Genomic DNA, 15,466 nt, shown 5'->3' with positions numbered 1-15,466 from the left:
GATTTCCATGAGGACCCTCTGGCTCCCTCACGTTAACGGGCGACACCTGACATGACTCTCTCACGCTGCACCCACGTCGACTTTCACGTCATCGTTCTGAGCGATAACTATTTCCTGTGGCTTGGCCTGAAAACGCTTATTTCGATGATGATGACGCCGCGTCCTGATATTTTCTGGATCAACAGCGTCAGCCCGGAAACTATCTTGCGCATGCGCGAGCAAATCATGAAAGAGACCACCGATAACGGCTGGCTTATATTTACGGACGAATGCCGCGTGAACGACATCAACGTCTATCTGCCTGCCGGGCGCGTCAGGGTGCTGGCTGGAAACATCTCGATTATCCAGCTCAGCCAGCATTTGAGAAACGCCGATTTCACCCAGCGCTACCGTCCTGATGCTAACCTCACCCGCTCTGAACTGCGGGTATGTACCCTGCTCAGTAAAGGGATCAGCCTGGTTCGCATTGCGCAACTGCTGAATAAATCCCCCAAAACCATCTATACCCACAAGCGTAACGCGATGACCAAATTCCGCTGCCAGAACCTGGCGGAGTTTCACCGAAAAATCTGCCTGCTGGAACAGCACTCGCTTTACCTCTGATGCGCTCATTTATTAAACAGCGAGAATGCCCGACTGGATCAATGTTATCGGTAACAAAGCAGTTAGAATACCGAGCTTCTTAGATGAATAGCACGCGTACTATTCACCGTTTGTATTTTTCCAACTGCTCCTTTGACAATACTCTATGAAATACCTGCTCGCTGATACCCTCGTCTATAACGACGAAGACGGTTCCGTTTCACTTGTTGATACGCCAGATGTCGAACCTCAGGTGATGACGGCAACCGCCAACAGCATTATGAAAATGCTGGTGCTCCATCACGGTAACGTCATCGAACGCGAGGCGTTCCTGCATGACGTGTGGGATGAGCGCGGCCTGCAGGGCTCCAACAATTCACTTAATCAGTACATCAGTATCCTGCGGAAACTGCTGGCAAGCCTCGTGCCCGAGATGTTGTTTATTGTCACCGTGCCCAAAATGGGCTTTATGCTGAGCGCGGACATCACGGTCCATTCCCTGGCTGAAAAATCTGATTGCCCAGCCTCAGCCAGTAGGCCGTATCATTTTCAGCCTCAATGGCTGTTCAGTAGCGGGCTGACGCTTGTGGTGCTGGCGCTGTGCATCTGGATAGTCGCGATCAAGCAAAACCAGCAGCATGCAGAGATGCATCTTCTGACACATTTTGGTGAATGTCCGGTCTACACCTTCTCACCGCTGGCAGATGTGTTTCGTAACAAGGCAATCGCGCTGGCACAAGCGATACAGCGCGACGGCAACCTGCCGTGCCTGAAAAACTCCCTCTTTTATCTGCACATTCAGAACACGCTCTTCTACGGCCATGAAGGAAGGATGGTGCTTTCGCAATGCTCCCTGTCGAAAGAGAACACCGCCAGCGCCTGCCGCACGCTTTATGCCTACGAATGGTGAATCATGACGCGTAAAAACATAGGGCTGGTTATCGCCTTCAACCTGCTGCTGATCATCATGGCCGTGGCATGGTACCGACATACACCGCCCCTGCCCGTCATTTGCGAAGGTAACCTGACCTTCACGCAGCAGCGTGACGACAACAACTTCACATTCGACGGCGAGATCCTGATGCGATTTCACCCCGACGGCACGGGTTACTTCACGCTCAACGGGAATGTGCAGAATATCCGGCAGGGCTGGGAAGTCTCCCGTCAGGAAACGTTTAACTGGCGACACATGCACGACACGCTTTTTGAAATCGCCATTATCAAGGTCGAGCGATTTAGCCACGATGAATTACCCGATGGGGTCTTTGAGAAATACGTTGCTGGCTTAACGCAAGGACAGAAAAGGCTACTGACCATCGAACGCACGCCGGAAGAGGCGATGGTGATCGGCAATTTCTACTCGCCACTGCTGATCTGCTCGGAATAAACAGATCAGGCTATACTTGCCGCCATGAAAATCATCTTCCGCCCCACCACTGCGCATGACGTTGCCAGTCTGCCCGCCATTGAGCGCGCGGCAGGCCAGCGTTTTCGAGCCTGGCCTGAACTGGCCTGGCTCGCTGATGGCGACGTCATTTCCATTGAACACCATCGCGACTATGTCGAACAGGGCCTGAGCTGGCTGGCGCTGGCAGCGGATCGTCCTGTGGGTTTTCTCCTCGCAGAAGCCCATCCTTTGTCGTTGTTTATCGTGGAGCTTTCGGTTGATCTGGACTGGCAGGGAAAAGGTATAGGTCGGCAGCTCATCGCCTGTGCGGCTGAGCATGCCCGTAAAAAGGGGCTGACGTCACTGACGTTAACGACGTTCCGGGACGTGCCGTGGAATGCGCCATTCTATGAAAAGCTGGGGTTTGAATATGTCACTGAACTCACGCCTGAACTGGGTGAAAAACGTGAAGAAGAAGCAGCGCAAGGCTTAGCGTATAACTCCCGCTGCGCTATGCGTCTGCCGCTTTGATATCGCCCGGTGGCGCTTCGCTTACCGGGCCAACAAATCCCTGAACCGTAGGCCGGGTAAGGCGTAGCCGCCACCCGGCACAACGCGCTGGATTAGAACGTTTCCCAGTTATCACCCGCGTCGGCCGTCGCGGCTTTACGCGACATCACCGGGGTGACAACGTTTTTCGCTGACGCGAACTCGCGCGCTTTCATCTGCTCCTGCTGAATGCGGAACACCGCCACGGCCTGGGTCAGACGGCTCGCCTGTTCTTCCAGTGCGGCAGCCGCTGCGGCAGATTCCTCAACCAGCGAGGCGTTCTGCTGGGTCACGCGATCCATCTCCGCGACCGCCAGGCCGACCTGGTCGATACCGCGGCTCTGCTCGTCAGACGCAGACGCAATTTCACCCATGATGTCCGTCACGCGGGTTACCGCATTCACGATCTCACCCATGGTTTCCCCCGCGCTCTCTACCAGAGTAGAGCCCACTTCCACGCGGCTGACGGAGTCTTCAATCAGGCTCTTGATTTCACGGGCAGCCTGGGCGCTGCGCTGCGCCAGGTTACGGACTTCGCCTGCAACAACGGCAAAGCCACGTCCCTGTTCACCAGCACGCGCCGCCTCTACCGCCGCGTTCAGCGCCAGAATGTTGGTCTGGAAGGCAATGCCGTCGATCACGCTGATAATATCGGCAATTTTCTGCGAACTGCCCGCGATGTCGCGCATGGTTTGCACCACGTTATCCACCACTTTACCGCCTTTCTGCGCGGTCTCAGACGCGCTCAGCGCCAGGTTACTCGCCTGGCGGGCGTTTTCGGCGTTCTGCTTCACGGTGGCGGTCAGCTCTTCCATGCTGGCCGCGGTCTCTTCCAGGGAGGCGGCCTGCTGCTCGGTACGGGAAGAGAGATCATTGTTACCCATCGAGATTTCGCTCGCGCCGCTGTAGATGGCATTGGCACCGTTACGCACGTCGCCAACGGTACGCACCAGCTCGCCCTGCATGTGGCGCAGCGAGTCGGCCAGTTCACCCATCTCATTGGAGCCTTCAACATCGATGCGCTTCACCAGGTCGCCGCTGGCGATATGGCGAATGCTGTCGATCAGGCGATTCAGCGGGGAAATCAGCGCCTGCTTGATGCCCAGCCAGACGGCGACAATCACCACCACCACGGCAATCAGCACGCTAATCAGCACCCAGATAGCCTGGCTGTAAGAGCTGTTGCTGTCTTTCACCGCCGTCTCATACAGCTTGTCGTTCTGCTGCAGGTAGCTCACGTACTGCTTCTCAAAACCGTCCTGATAGCTCTGGGTCGGCTGGTCGAAGAAGGCGTTGATTTTCCCCGCACCCAGCAGCTGAATCAGCTCAGCCAGCGCGCCGTGGTAGATCTCGTAATTACGTTTGATTTCCAGCGCAGCGGCGTCGCTCTGACGCGGATCGCGCGGCAGGGCTTCGTAATCCGCCCAGTTTTTTTCCGCCTGCTTCAGCGAGGCAGACGCAATCTGCATCAGATCGGAAACGGTCGCGCCGCTGCCGATGTTGCTCTGATCCATCATGTAGCGGATACCCGCGCGGTTCAGGGTGTTACGGGTTTGCAGCAGGGCAACCCAGCTCCCGTTGAGCGTAGATTGTTGCTGACGAATGGTTTGCAGGACGGTGAAATTCTCTTTGTCATTCTTCAGGGCATTAAAGAAAAGACCACCGGATGTGAGTTGTAAAAGGCCAAATATCGCTAAAACCAGCAGTAAGCTGGTGACAATCTTGATACGGTTTAACATGTTTTCTCTTCCTCAGACAGATACAGAATTTTCGGCCTGGAAAGGGAAAACTTTACGAAAATCATCCTGGAATTTGTGGTTTTTACTCTTCTTCCCGCGCTGCGTTATCCCGGTTTCCGAGTTCAATAAACTCTTCCAGCAGCGCCGTCAGCTGCTTCATCTTCTCCGGCGTGTATTCCGCCTCAATCTGCCGATACGCCTCTTCGACCTGCGCCTGGGCGTGTTCATACAGCGCATTCCCCTCTTTGGTCAGCGACACGTACAGCTTGCGCTGGTCGTTCACCGGCTTTAAGCGCAGCACCAGGCCGTCGCGCTCCATGCGCGTCAGAATGCCGGTCAGACTCGGGCGCAAAATGCAGGTGCGAAACGCCAGATCGTGAAAATCCATCGACGGATGTTCAGCCAAAACGCGCACTATGCGCCACTGCTGCTCGGTCAGGTTATGGCGCTTTACGATCGGGCGGAAGTAGGACATCGCCGCTTCCCGCGCCTGCAGCAGCGCGATGGTTAATGAGTCATGCATAGCCTCTCCCTTCACATCATTAACAAGTAAACAATCACTAAAAGATGCTTTTATAAACAACACGTTTTCCGTCAAAAAGTCTAACAGAAACCATTCAGTTTTATTAACAACCTGATTTATATATAAATAAAAATTCATATGTAAATTTATTGTTATTCATATCACAAATTTTTCACTTCTGATTGCGAAATAAACAGCAAAAGCATAAAACCAGATCATTAACATATTAATGAAATCATAACCCGGACCTCCGGGGTGAGGAGTATGTGAATGAAAGGTACCGTTTTTGCCGTCGCCCTCAACCATCAAAGCCAACGTGATGCCTGGCGTGAAGCGTTTGAAAAAGCCCCTTACAGCACGCCGCCGAAAACAGCCGTGTGGTTTATCAAACCGCATAACACGGTGATCCGCGCGGGCGAGCCGATCCCCTTCCCGCAGGGGGAAACGGTGCTAAGCGGCGCGACGGTGGCGCTGGTCGTAGGCAAAACCGCCAGCAAGGTGCGCGTGGAGGACGCCGCGGCGTACATCGCGGGATACGCGCTGGCCAACGAGGTGAGCCTGCCGGAAGAGAGCTTCTACCGCCCGGCCATCAAGGCCAAATGCCGGGACGGATTTTGTCCGCTCGGCGAACTTGTCGCCGTTGATAACGTGGCTAACCTGACCATCATCACCGAGATCAACGGCCGCGAAGCGGACCACTGGAACACGGTCGAGCTTCAGCGTAACGCTGCCGAACTGCTGAGCGCCCTGAGCGAGTTCGCCACCCTCAATCCCGGCGATGCGATATTGCTCGGTACCCCGCAAAACCGCGTTGAGATCCGCCCGGGCGATCGCGTGCGCATTCTGGCTGAAGGCTTTCCGCCGCTGGAAAACCCGGTGGTGGACGAGCGCGACGTCACTATTGCGCACAGCACGCCGCCGCACGCCACGCTGTTTGCCCTCGGTCTGAACTATGCCGATCACGCCAGCGAGCTGGACTTCAAACCGCCCACCGAGCCGCTGGTATTTATCAAAGCGCCAAACACCTTCAACGGCGACAACCAGACGTCGGTGCGCCCGAACAATATCGAATACATGCATTACGAAGCGGAGCTGGTGGTGGTCATCGGTAAAACCGCGCGCAAGGTTAGTGAAGCCGACGCGATGGACTATGTTGCGGGCTATACGGTCTGCAACGACTACGCCATCCGCGACTACCTGGAAAACTACTACCGTCCGAACCTGCGGGTAAAAAGCCGCGACGGGCTGACGCCCATTTCCCCGAACATCGTGCCGAAAGCGACCATTCCAGACCCGCACAGCTTAGCCCTGCGCACCTTCGTCAATGGCGAGCTGCGCCAGGAAGGGACCACCGCCGATCTCATTTTCAGCATTCCGTTCCTGATTGCGTACCTGAGCGATTTTATGACCCTGCAGCCGGGCGACATGATCGCCACCGGCACGCCGAAGGGGCTGTCCGACGTGGTGCCGGGCGATGAAGTGGTGGTGGAAGTGGAGGGCGTGGGGCGCCTGGTGAACCGAATTGTCAGCGAGGAGACTGCAAAATGAAAAAGATTAACCACTGGATAAACGGTAAAAACGTCGCGGGAAGCGAGTACTTCCATACCACCAACCCGGCCTCCGGCGAGGTGCTGGCAGAAGTCGCCTCCGGCGGTGAAGCTGAAATTCACCAGGCCGTCGCCGCCGCCAAAGAGGCATTCCCGAAGTGGGCCAACCTGCCGATGAAGGAGCGCGCGCGCCTGATGCGCCGTCTGGGCGACCTGATCGACCAGAACGTGCCCGAGATCGCCGCCATGGAAACCGCCGACACCGGCCTGCCGATCCACCAGACCAAAAACGTGCTCATTCCGCGCGCCTCGCACAACTTCGAATTCTTCGCCGAGGTGTGCCAGCAGATGAACGGCAAAACCTACCCGGTCGACGACAAGATGCTCAACTACACCCTGGTGCAGCCGGTGGGCGTCTGCGCGCTGGTGTCGCCATGGAACGTGCCGTTTATGACCGCCACCTGGAAGGTCGCGCCCTGCCTGGCACTCGGCAACACCGCGGTGCTGAAGATGTCTGAACTCTCTCCGCTGACCGCCGACCGTCTGGGCGAGCTGGCGCTGGAGGCGGGCATTCCGGCGGGCGTGCTCAACGTGGTGCAGGGCTACGGTGCGACGGCAGGCGACGCGCTGGTGCGCCATCACGACGTGCGCGCCGTCTCCTTCACCGGCGGCACCGCCACCGGGCGCAACATCATGAAAAATGCCGGGCTGAAGAAATACTCCATGGAGCTGGGCGGCAAATCCCCGGTGCTGATTTTTGAAGATGCCGACATCGAGCGCGCGCTGGACGCCGCCCTGTTCACCATCTTCTCGATCAACGGTGAGCGCTGCACCGCGGGCTCGCGCATCTTTATCCAGCAGAGCATCTACCCGGAATTCGTCAAGCGCTTTGCCGAGCGCGCCAACCGCCTGCGCGTCGGGGATCCAAACGATCCGAATACCCAGATTGGCGCGCTCATCAGCAAGCCACACTGGGAGAAGGTCTCCGGCTACATCCGCCTCGGCATTGAGGAAGGCGCGACCCTGCTGGCGGGCGGCCCGGACAAACCGACCGATCTGCCTGCGCACCTGAAGGGCGGCAACTTCCTGCGCCCAACCGTGCTGGCGGACGTCAATAACCGCATGCGCGTGGCGCAGGAGGAGATCTTCGGGCCGGTGGCCTGCCTGCTGCCGTTTAAGGACGAAGCGGAAGGCCTGCGCCTGGCCAACGACGTGGAGTACGGCCTGGCGTCATACATCTGGACCCAGGACGTCAGCAAGGTGCTGCGCCTGGCGCGCAGCATCGAAGCCGGCATGGTGTTCGTCAACACCCAGAACGTGCGCGACCTGCGCCAGCCGTTTGGCGGCGTGAAGGCCTCCGGCACCGGGCGCGAGGGCGGCGAGTACAGCTTCGAGGTGTTCGCGGAGATGAAGAACGTCTGCATCTCCATGGGCGACCATCCGATTCCAAAATGGGGGATCTGACCATGGGTAAATTAGCATTAGCGGCAAAAATCACCCACGTACCGTCGATGTACCTCTCCGAACTGCCGGGGAAAAACCACGGCTGCCGCCAGTCGGCCATCGACGGACATAAAGAAATCAGCAAGCGCTGCCGCGAGCTGGGCGTGGACACCATCATCGTGTTCGACACCCACTGGCTGGTGAACAGCGCCTACCACATCAACTGTGCGGACCATTTTGCGGGCGTCTACACCAGCAACGAGCTACCGCACTTTATCCGCGACATGACCTACGACTACGACGGCAACCCGGCGCTCGGCCAGCTGATCGCCGACGAAGCGGTGAAGCTCGGCGTGCGCGCCAAAGCGCACAACATCCCGAGCCTGAAGCTGGAGTACGGCACGCTGGTGCCGATGCGCTACATGAATGCGGATAAGCACTTCAAAGTGATCTCCATCTCGGCGTTCTGCACGGTTCACGACTTCGCCGACAGCCGCCGGCTGGGCGAGGCTATCGTCAGCGCCATTGAAAAATACGACGGCACCGTGGCGGTGCTCGCCAGCGGCTCGTTGTCGCACCGCTTTATAGACGACCAGCGCGCCGAGGAAGGGATGAACAGCTACACCCGTGAGTTTGACCGTCAGATGGACGAGCGCGTGGTGAAGCTGTGGCGCGAAGGCCAGTTTAAGGAGTTTTGCAGCATGCTGCCGGAGTACGCCGACTACTGCTACGGCGAGGGCAACATGCACGACACGGTGATGCTGCTGGGGATGCTCGGCTGGGACAACTACGACGGCAAGGTGGAGTTCCTCACCGAGCTGTTCGCCAGCTCCGGTACCGGCCAGGTTAACGCCGTTTTCCCGCTGCCCGCGTAAGGAGTCACCATGCCTCACTTCATTGCTGAATGTACCGACAACATCCGCGAAGAGGCCGACCTGCCGGGGCTGTTCGCCAAAGTGAACGAGGCGCTCGCCGCCACGGGCATCTTCCCGCTCGGCGGTATCCGCAGCCGCGCCCACTGGCTGGACACCTGGCAGATGGCCGACGGCAGGCACGATTACGCCTTTGTGCATATGACGCTGAAGATTGGTGCCGGGCGCAGCCTGAAGAGCCGGGAAGAGGTCGGTGAAATGCTGTTTGCGCTGATCAAAATGCACTTCGCGGAGCTGATGGCCGCCCGCTATCTGGCGCTGTCGTTCGAACTCGACGAGCTGCACCCGACGCTCAATTACAAACAAAACAACGTGCACGCGTTGTTTAAGTAATACCGTCCCCTCTCCCTTTGGGAGAGGGTTAGGGTGAGGGGATACCTCTGCGGCCCGATGCCCTCACCCCGTCCCTCTCCCACGGGGAGAGGGAGAAAAAACATAAAACAGGATATCGCCATGCTCGACAAACATACCCATACCCTGATCGCCCACCGCCTGCATCAGGCGGAACAATCCCGGGAGCAGATCCGCGCGATCTCGCTGGAATACCCGGAGATCACGATTGAAGACGCCTACGCCGTCCAGCGCGAATGGGTCAGCCTGAAGATCGCCGAAGGCCGCGTGCTGAAGGGCCACAAGATCGGCCTCACTTCTAAGGCGATGCAGGCCAGCTCGCAGATCAGCGAGCCGGACTACGGCGTGCTGCTGGACGACATGTTCTTCCACGACGGCAGCGACATCCCCGTGGATCGCTTTATCGTCCCGCGCATCGAAGTGGAGCTGGCCTTCGTGCTGGCGAAGCCGCTACGCGGCCCGAACTGCACGATCTTCGACGTCTACAACGCCACGGATTACGTGATACCCGCGCTGGAGCTGATCGACGCCCGCTGCCACAACGTCGACCCGGAGACCCAGCGCCCGCGCAAGGTCTTCGACACCATCTCCGATAACGCCGCTAACGCGGGGGTGATCCTCGGCGGCCGTCCGATTAAGCCCGACGCGCTGGATCTGCGCTGGATCTCCGCCCTGCTCTACCGCAACGGCGTGATCGAAGAGACCGGCGTAGCCGCAGGGGTGCTCAACCACCCGGCGAACGGCGTGGCGTGGCTGGCGAACAAGCTGGCCCCTTACGACGTGCAGCTTGAGCCGGGGCAAATCATCCTCGGCGGCTCCTTTACCCGCCCGGTGCCCGCCAGCAGAGGCGACACCTTCCACGTGGACTACGGCAATATGGGCTCCATCAGCTGCCGCTTTGTTTAGGAGAGGACCATGCAAAACGCATTTAAAGCGGCGCTGCAGTCAGGCCGTCCGCAAATCGGTTTATGGCTGGGGCTGACCAGCAGCTACAGCGCGGAGCTACTGGCCGGAGCAGGCTTCGACTGGCTGCTGATCGACGGCGAACACGCGCCCAACAGCGTGCAAACCGTCTTAACCCAGTTGCAGGCCATCGCGCCCTATCCCAGCCAGCCGGTGGTGCGCCCGTCGTGGAACGACCCGGTGCAGATCAAACAGCTGCTGGACGTGGGGGCACAAACCCTGCTGGTGCCGATGGTGCAAAACGCCGAAGAAGCCCGTCTGGCGGTACGTTCCACCCGCTACCCGCCCGCGGGCATCCGCGGCGTCGGCAGCGCCCTGGCGCGCGCCTCGCGCTGGAACCGCATTCCGGATTATCTACAGCAGGCTAACGATGCCATGTGCGTGCTGGTGCAGATCGAAACCCGCGAGGCGCTGAAAAATCTGCCGCAGATCCTGGACGTGGACGGCGTCGACGGCGTGTTTATCGGCCCGGCGGATCTGAGCGCCGACATGGGCTTTGCCGGCAATCCGCAGCACCCGGAAATCCAGGCCGCCATCGAGCAGGCGATCGCGCAGATACGCGCCGCCGGTAAAGCGCCCGGCATCCTGATGGCGAACGAGCAGCTGGCAAAACGCTATCTCGGCCTCGGCGCGCTGTTTGTCGCCGTCGGCGTCGACACCACCCTGCTCGCCCGCGGCGCGGAAGCGCTGGCGGCACGCTTTATCGAACAACCGGTTACGTCAGTTAATAACAATAAATCCGTCTACTAAACGTAAGATCTGGAGCGCACCATGACGACCTCTACCCTGCAAGCCCATGATAATAAAGCTGTTGAACATCGCGCCATTAGCAAGCTGTTCCGTCGCCTGATCGTCTTTCTCTTTATCCTGTTTGTCTTTTCGTTTCTCGATCGCATCAATATCGGCTTTGCCGGGCTGACGATGGGTAAAGATCTGGGCCTTACGTCGACCATGTTTGGCCTGGCCGCGACGCTGTTTTACGTCACCTACGTGCTGTGCGGCATCCCGAGCAACATCATGCTGGCGAAAATCGGCGCGCGGCGCTGGATCGCCGGGATCATGGTGGTGTGGGGCATCGCCTCCACCTGCACCATGTTCGCCACCAGCCCTGAAACGCTCTACGTCCTGCGCATGCTGGTAGGCATTGCCGAAGCGGGCTTCCTGCCGGGGATCCTGGTCTATCTCACCTGGTGGTTCCCGGCCTATCACCGCGCCCGTGCCAACGCGCTGTTTATGATCGCCATGCCGGTGACCATGATGCTCGGCTCGATCCTCTCCGGCTACATTCTGGCGATGGACGGGCTGTGGAACCTGAAGGGCTGGCAGTGGCTGTTCCTGCTGGAGGGGCTACCGTCGGTGGTGCTCGGCGTGGTGACCTGGTTCTACCTCAACGACACGCCGGATCAGGCCACCTGGCTGGACGACGACGAAAAGCAGGCGCTGAAAACCATGATCGCCCGTGAGCAGGAGGTCGCGATTGCCCAATCCGTCACGCCGCGCTCGACGCTGCGCGAAGTGCTGACCCCGGCGGTGCTGCTCTACACGCTGGCCTACTTCTGCCTGACCAACACGCTCAGCGCAATCAACATCTGGACGCCGCAGATCCTGCAAAGCTTTAACACGGGAAGCAGCAATATCGTCATCGGCCTGCTGGCGGCGATCCCGCAGTTTTGTACCATTCTCGGGATGATCTGGTGGAGCCGCCGCTCCGACAGGCTGAAAGAGCGAAAAAAGCACACCATCCTGCCGTACCTGTTCGCCGCGGCGGGATGGATGCTGGCCTCCGCGACGGATCACAGCCTGATCCAGCTGCTTGGCATCATTATGGCCTCAACCGGATCCTTTACCGCCATGGCCATATTCTGGACCACGCCGGATCGGGTGATTAGCCTGCAGTCCCGCGCCGTGGCGCTGGCGGTGATCAACGCCATTGGCAACGTGGGTTCTGCCGTCAGCCCATTGCTGATTGGGATCCTGCGCGACGCGACCGGCAGCTTCAGCTCCGGGCTGTGGTTCGTGGCCGGGCTGCTGGTGGTCGGCGCGCTGGTGCTGACGCGCATTCCGATGACGCAGCGGGATCAACAGAGGAACGATCATGTGCCAGAGCCCCATCGCCAACATTGATATCAGCAAGGAGTACGACGAAAGTCTGGGCACCGACGATGTGCACTACCAGTCGTTCGCCCGCATGGCGGCCTTTTTTGGCCGCGACATGCAGGCGCATCGTCACGACCAGTATTTTCAGATGCACTTTCTCGATACCGGGCAGATTGAACTCCAGCTCGACGATCACCGCTACTCGGTGCAGGCCCCGCTGTTCGTCCTGACGCCGCCGTCGGTGCCGCACGCGTTTATCACCGAATCCGACAGCGACGGGCACGTGCTGACGGTGCGCGAGGATCTGATCTGGCCGCTACTGGAGGTGCTCTACCCCGGCACGCGGGAAGCGTTTGGCCTGCCGGGGATCTGCCTCTCGCTGGCGGATAAGCCGAACGAGCTGGCGGCCCTGAAGCACTACTGGCAGCTGATTGCCCGGGAATCCACGGAACAACTGCCGGGGCGCGAGCATACCCTGGTTCTGCTGGCGCAGGCGGTCTTTACTCTGCTGCTGCGCAACGCAAAGCTCGACGACCACGCTTCAGGCGGAATGCGCGGCGAGCTGAAGCTGTTCCAGCGCTTTACCCAGCTGATTGACGCGCACTACCACCAGCACTGGACGGTGCCGGAATACGCCAGCGAGCTGCACCTGACCGAATCACGCCTGACCGATATCTGCCGCCGCTTCGCCAACCGTCCGCCAAAGCGGCTGATCTTCGACCGGCAGCTGCGTGAAGCCAGACGTCTGCTGCTCTTTTCCGACAGCGCGGTGAGCGAGATTGCCTGGCAGCTGGGGTTTAAGGATCCGGCCTATTTTGCGCGGTTTTTTAACCGTTTAGTGGGGTGCTCGCCGAGCGCGTATCGGGCGCAGAAAGTACCGGTGTCGCCTGTTCCCCTCACCCCGGCCCTCTCCCAAAGGGAGAGGGAGTAACCGTCCCCTCTCCCTTTGGGAGAGGGTTAGGGTGAGGGAAATCACACTCTGCGATCTCTCGCGAAAAGTACCCGCCGTTGTCCCAATCGTCCCTTCACGTTACGCCCCTCTCAGGCTTCAATTAAACAACAAAAACAAAACATAAATTTAACAATCCTATTCCGATACGAGGTCCCTATGAAGCCTGAAGATTTCCGCGCTGATGCCAAACGTCCGTTAACCGGCGAAGAGTATTTAAAAAGCCTGCAGGACGGTCGTGAGATTTACATCTACGGCGAGCGCGTCAAAGACGTCACCACCCATCCGGCGTTTCGCAACGCGGCGGCCTCTATCGCACAGATGTACGACGCGCTGCACAAGCCGGACATGCAGGATACCCTCTGCTGGGGCACCGATACCGGCAGCGGCGGCTATACCCACAAGTTCTTCCGCGTGGCGAAAAGCGCCGACGACCTGCGCCAGCAGCGCGACGCCATCGCCGAGTGGTCACGCCTGAGCTACGGCTGGATGGGCCGCACGCCGGACTACAAAGCCGCGTTCGGCTGCGCACTCGGTGCCAACCCGGCCTTCTACGGCCAGTTCGAGCAGAACGCCCGTAACTGGTACACCCGCATTCAGGAAACCGGCCTGTACTTCAACCACGCTATCGTTAACCCGCCAATCGACCGTCACAAACCGGCGGACGAAGTAAAAGACGTCTACATCAAGCTGGAGAAAGAGACCGACGCCGGGATCATCGTCAGCGGCGCGAAAGTGGTGGCAACCAACTCGGCGCTGACCCACTACAACATGATCGGCTTCGGCTCCGCGCAGGTGATGGGCGAAAACCCGGACTTCGCGCTGATGTTCGTCGCGCCGATGGATGCCGAAGGCGTGAAGCTAATCTCCCGCGCCTCTTACGAGATGGTGGCAGGCGCAACCGGATCCCCGTACGACTACCCGCTCTCCAGCCGCTTTGACGAGAACGATGCGATCCTGGTGATGGATCACGTGCTGATCCCGTGGGAAAACGTGCTCATCTACCGCGATTTCGACCGCTGCCGTCGCTGGACGATGGAGGGCGGCTTCGCCCGCATGTACCCGCTGCAGGCCTGCGTGCGTCTGGCGGTGAAGCTCGACTTCATCACCGCCCTGCTGAAGAAATCGCTCGAGTGCACCGGTACCCTGGAGTTCCGCGGCGTGCAGGCGGATCTCGGCGAAGTGGTGGCCTGGCGCAACATGTTCTGGGCGCTGAGCGACTCCATGTGTTCCGAAGCCACCCCGTGGGTCAACGGCGCGTATCTGCCGGATCACGCCGCGCTGCAAACCTACCGCGTCATGGCGCCGATGGCCTACGCCAAGATCAAGAACATCATCGAACGTAACGTCACCTCCGGGCTGATCTACCTGCCCTCCAGCGCCCGCGACCTGAACAACCCGCAGATCGACCAGTATCTGGCGAAATACGTACGCGGCTCCAACGGTATGGATCACGTTGAACGCATCAAGATTTTGAAACTGATGTGGGATGCCATCGGCAGCGAGTTTGGCGGTCGTCACGAGCTGTACGAAATCAACTACTCCGGCAGTCAGGATGAGATCCGCCTGCAGTGTCTGCGCCAGGCGCAGAGCTCCGGCAACATGGACAAAATGATGGCAATGGTCGACCGCTGCATGTCCGAATACGATCAGCACGGCTGGACGGTGCCGCACCTGCACAACAACACCGATATCAACATGCTCGACAAGCTGCTGAAATAGCGCAGCGGGAGGTTGCAATGCATTCAGATGAACAACGCCTGCGTTTTCGCGACGCGATGAGCAGCCTGTCGGCTGCGGTTAATGTGGTCACCACCGAGGGCGAGGCGGGCCGCTGCGGTATCACCGCCACCGCCGTCTGTTCGGTGACGGACACGCCGCCCTCGATCATGGTGTGCATCAACGCCAACAGCGCCATGAACCCGGTCTTTCAGGGTAACGGCAGGCTGTGCGTCAACGTGCTGAACCACGAGCAGGAGATCATGGCTCGCCATTTCGCCGGAATGACCGGCATGGCCATGGAGGAGCGCTTTGCCCTCTCCTGCTGGCAGAAAGGCCCGCTGGCGCAGCCGGTGCTAAAAGGCGCGCTCGCCAGCCTGGAAGGGGAGATAAGCCAGGTGCAAACCATCGGCACGCATCTTGTTTATCTCGTTGAAATTAAAAACATCATCCTCAGTGAAGAGGGCCACGGCCTGATCTATTTCAAACGCCGCTTCCACCCCGTGATGATGGAGCTTGAAGCAGCCGTTTAATCCCTTCCCGCGCTGACCTTTCTTCGGTCAGCGCGGCTTTCTACAAAAAACCCCTAAGGTTTCCGCTAAAGCACGCCGTTATATAACCATAAGAGAAATTTTCTGTGCCTGAATACTGACACCCCGTGTCAGTGCTACCCGCATCATTCAGC

Annotated in this window: 16 protein-coding genes; 14 read left to right on the top strand and 2 right to left on the bottom strand. The window is 59.0% G+C overall.

Features of this window, described 5'->3' with window-relative positions; translation table 11 throughout:
- Nucleotides 1-51 precede the first annotated feature (51 nt).
- The 4 genes from ACOQH0_RS03050 (at nucleotide 52) to ACOQH0_RS03035 (ending at nucleotide 2,500) form a co-directional block, all read left to right on the top strand.
- Nucleotides 52-603: a helix-turn-helix transcriptional regulator gene (locus ACOQH0_RS03050; protein ID WP_421511518.1), complete on the top strand. Its 552-nt coding sequence runs from the start codon at nucleotides 52-54 to the stop codon at nucleotides 601-603.
- A 145-nt stretch (nucleotides 604-748) separates the two neighbouring features.
- A complete protein-coding gene (locus tag ACOQH0_RS03045) occupies nucleotides 749-1,492 on the top strand; it encodes a winged helix-turn-helix domain-containing protein (protein ID WP_421511517.1) in 744 nt (247 codons plus the stop codon).
- Nucleotides 1,493-1,495: 3 nt separating this feature from the next.
- Nucleotides 1,496-1,969 carry a hypothetical protein gene (locus tag ACOQH0_RS03040; RefSeq protein ID WP_421511516.1) on the top strand — a complete coding sequence of 158 codons (474 nt, stop codon included), beginning with the start codon at nucleotides 1,496-1,498 and terminating at the stop codon, nucleotides 1,967-1,969.
- 24 nt (nucleotides 1,970-1,993) lie between these two features.
- Nucleotides 1,994-2,500: a GNAT family N-acetyltransferase gene (locus tag ACOQH0_RS03035; RefSeq protein WP_421511515.1), complete on the top strand. Its 507-nt coding sequence runs from the start codon at nucleotides 1,994-1,996 to the stop codon at nucleotides 2,498-2,500.
- 92 nt (nucleotides 2,501-2,592) lie between these two features.
- Here ACOQH0_RS03035 and tsr read toward each other — a convergent pair whose 3' ends face one another.
- Both tsr and hpaR read right to left on the bottom strand, forming a co-directional pair.
- Nucleotides 2,593-4,257, bottom strand: coding sequence for a methyl-accepting chemotaxis protein (gene tsr / locus ACOQH0_RS03030; RefSeq protein WP_010427186.1), 1,665 nt, complete (start codon nucleotides 4,255-4,257; stop codon nucleotides 2,593-2,595).
- 82 nt (nucleotides 4,258-4,339) lie between these two features.
- The gene (gene hpaR, locus ACOQH0_RS03025; protein ID WP_089598019.1) at nucleotides 4,340-4,780 is read right to left on the bottom strand and encodes a homoprotocatechuate degradation operon regulator HpaR; all 441 of its coding nucleotides are present in this window, start codon (nucleotides 4,778-4,780) and stop codon (nucleotides 4,340-4,342) included.
- A gap of 270 nt (nucleotides 4,781-5,050) precedes the next feature.
- On the opposite strand from hpaR, the gene hpaG reads away from it, so the two are divergent.
- The 10 genes from hpaG (at nucleotide 5,051) to ACOQH0_RS02975 (ending at nucleotide 15,314) form a co-directional block, all read left to right on the top strand.
- Nucleotides 5,051-6,328: a 4-hydroxyphenylacetate degradation bifunctional isomerase/decarboxylase gene (gene hpaG / locus ACOQH0_RS03020; protein ID WP_421511514.1), complete on the top strand. Its 1,278-nt coding sequence runs from the start codon at nucleotides 5,051-5,053 to the stop codon at nucleotides 6,326-6,328.
- Nucleotides 6,325-7,791 (top strand): 5-carboxymethyl-2-hydroxymuconate semialdehyde dehydrogenase, encoded by a 1,467-nt coding sequence (hpaE, locus tag ACOQH0_RS03015; protein ID WP_421511513.1) that lies wholly within the window; start codon nucleotides 6,325-6,327, stop codon nucleotides 7,789-7,791. Before hpaG ends, hpaE begins: the two co-directional genes overlap by 4 nt.
- 2 nt (nucleotides 7,792-7,793) lie before the next feature.
- Nucleotides 7,794-8,645: a 3,4-dihydroxyphenylacetate 2,3-dioxygenase gene (gene hpaD, locus ACOQH0_RS03010; protein WP_042717302.1), complete on the top strand. Its 852-nt coding sequence runs from the start codon at nucleotides 7,794-7,796 to the stop codon at nucleotides 8,643-8,645.
- Nucleotides 8,646-8,654: 9 nt separating this feature from the next.
- Complete coding sequence (locus tag ACOQH0_RS03005; protein WP_421511512.1) at nucleotides 8,655-9,035, top strand: 5-carboxymethyl-2-hydroxymuconate Delta-isomerase; 381 nt, start codon at nucleotides 8,655-8,657, stop codon at nucleotides 9,033-9,035.
- 120 nt (nucleotides 9,036-9,155) lie between these two features.
- On the top strand, nucleotides 9,156-9,959 hold the full coding sequence (gene hpaH, locus ACOQH0_RS03000) for a 2-oxo-hept-4-ene-1,7-dioate hydratase (protein WP_421511511.1): 804 nt from the start codon (nucleotides 9,156-9,158) through the stop codon (nucleotides 9,957-9,959).
- A gap of 9 nt (nucleotides 9,960-9,968) precedes the next feature.
- On the top strand, nucleotides 9,969-10,766 hold the full coding sequence (hpaI, locus tag ACOQH0_RS02995) for a 4-hydroxy-2-oxoheptanedioate aldolase (RefSeq protein ID WP_421511510.1): 798 nt from the start codon (nucleotides 9,969-9,971) through the stop codon (nucleotides 10,764-10,766).
- Nucleotides 10,767-10,787: 21 nt separating this feature from the next.
- Nucleotides 10,788-12,140, top strand: a complete 1,353-nt coding sequence (gene hpaX / locus ACOQH0_RS02990) for a 4-hydroxyphenylacetate permease (protein WP_421511509.1) — start codon at nucleotides 10,788-10,790, stop codon at nucleotides 12,138-12,140.
- A complete protein-coding gene (hpaA, locus tag ACOQH0_RS02985) occupies nucleotides 12,112-13,044 on the top strand; it encodes a 4-hydroxyphenylacetate catabolism regulatory protein HpaA (protein WP_421511508.1) in 933 nt (310 codons plus the stop codon). Before hpaX ends, hpaA begins: the two co-directional genes overlap by 29 nt.
- Nucleotides 13,045-13,221: 177 nt before the next feature.
- Nucleotides 13,222-14,784: a 4-hydroxyphenylacetate 3-monooxygenase, oxygenase component gene (hpaB, locus tag ACOQH0_RS02980; RefSeq protein WP_010427196.1), complete on the top strand. Its 1,563-nt coding sequence runs from the start codon at nucleotides 13,222-13,224 to the stop codon at nucleotides 14,782-14,784.
- Nucleotides 14,785-14,801: 17 nt separating this feature from the next.
- Entirely contained in the window at nucleotides 14,802-15,314 is a 513-nt protein-coding gene (locus tag ACOQH0_RS02975; protein WP_108417169.1) for a 4-hydroxyphenylacetate 3-monooxygenase reductase subunit, read from the top strand.
- Nucleotides 15,315-15,466: the final 152 nt, after the last annotated feature.

Origin of the sequence: Enterobacter sp. JS8-1, from assembly GCF_049187015.1 — a bacterium.
In the GTDB taxonomy this organism is placed as follows: Bacteria; Pseudomonadota; Gammaproteobacteria; order Enterobacterales; family Enterobacteriaceae; genus Enterobacter; species Enterobacter mori.
Note: the sequence above shows the minus strand (reverse complement) of the source record. Positions and strands in the feature narration are given on the sequence as shown.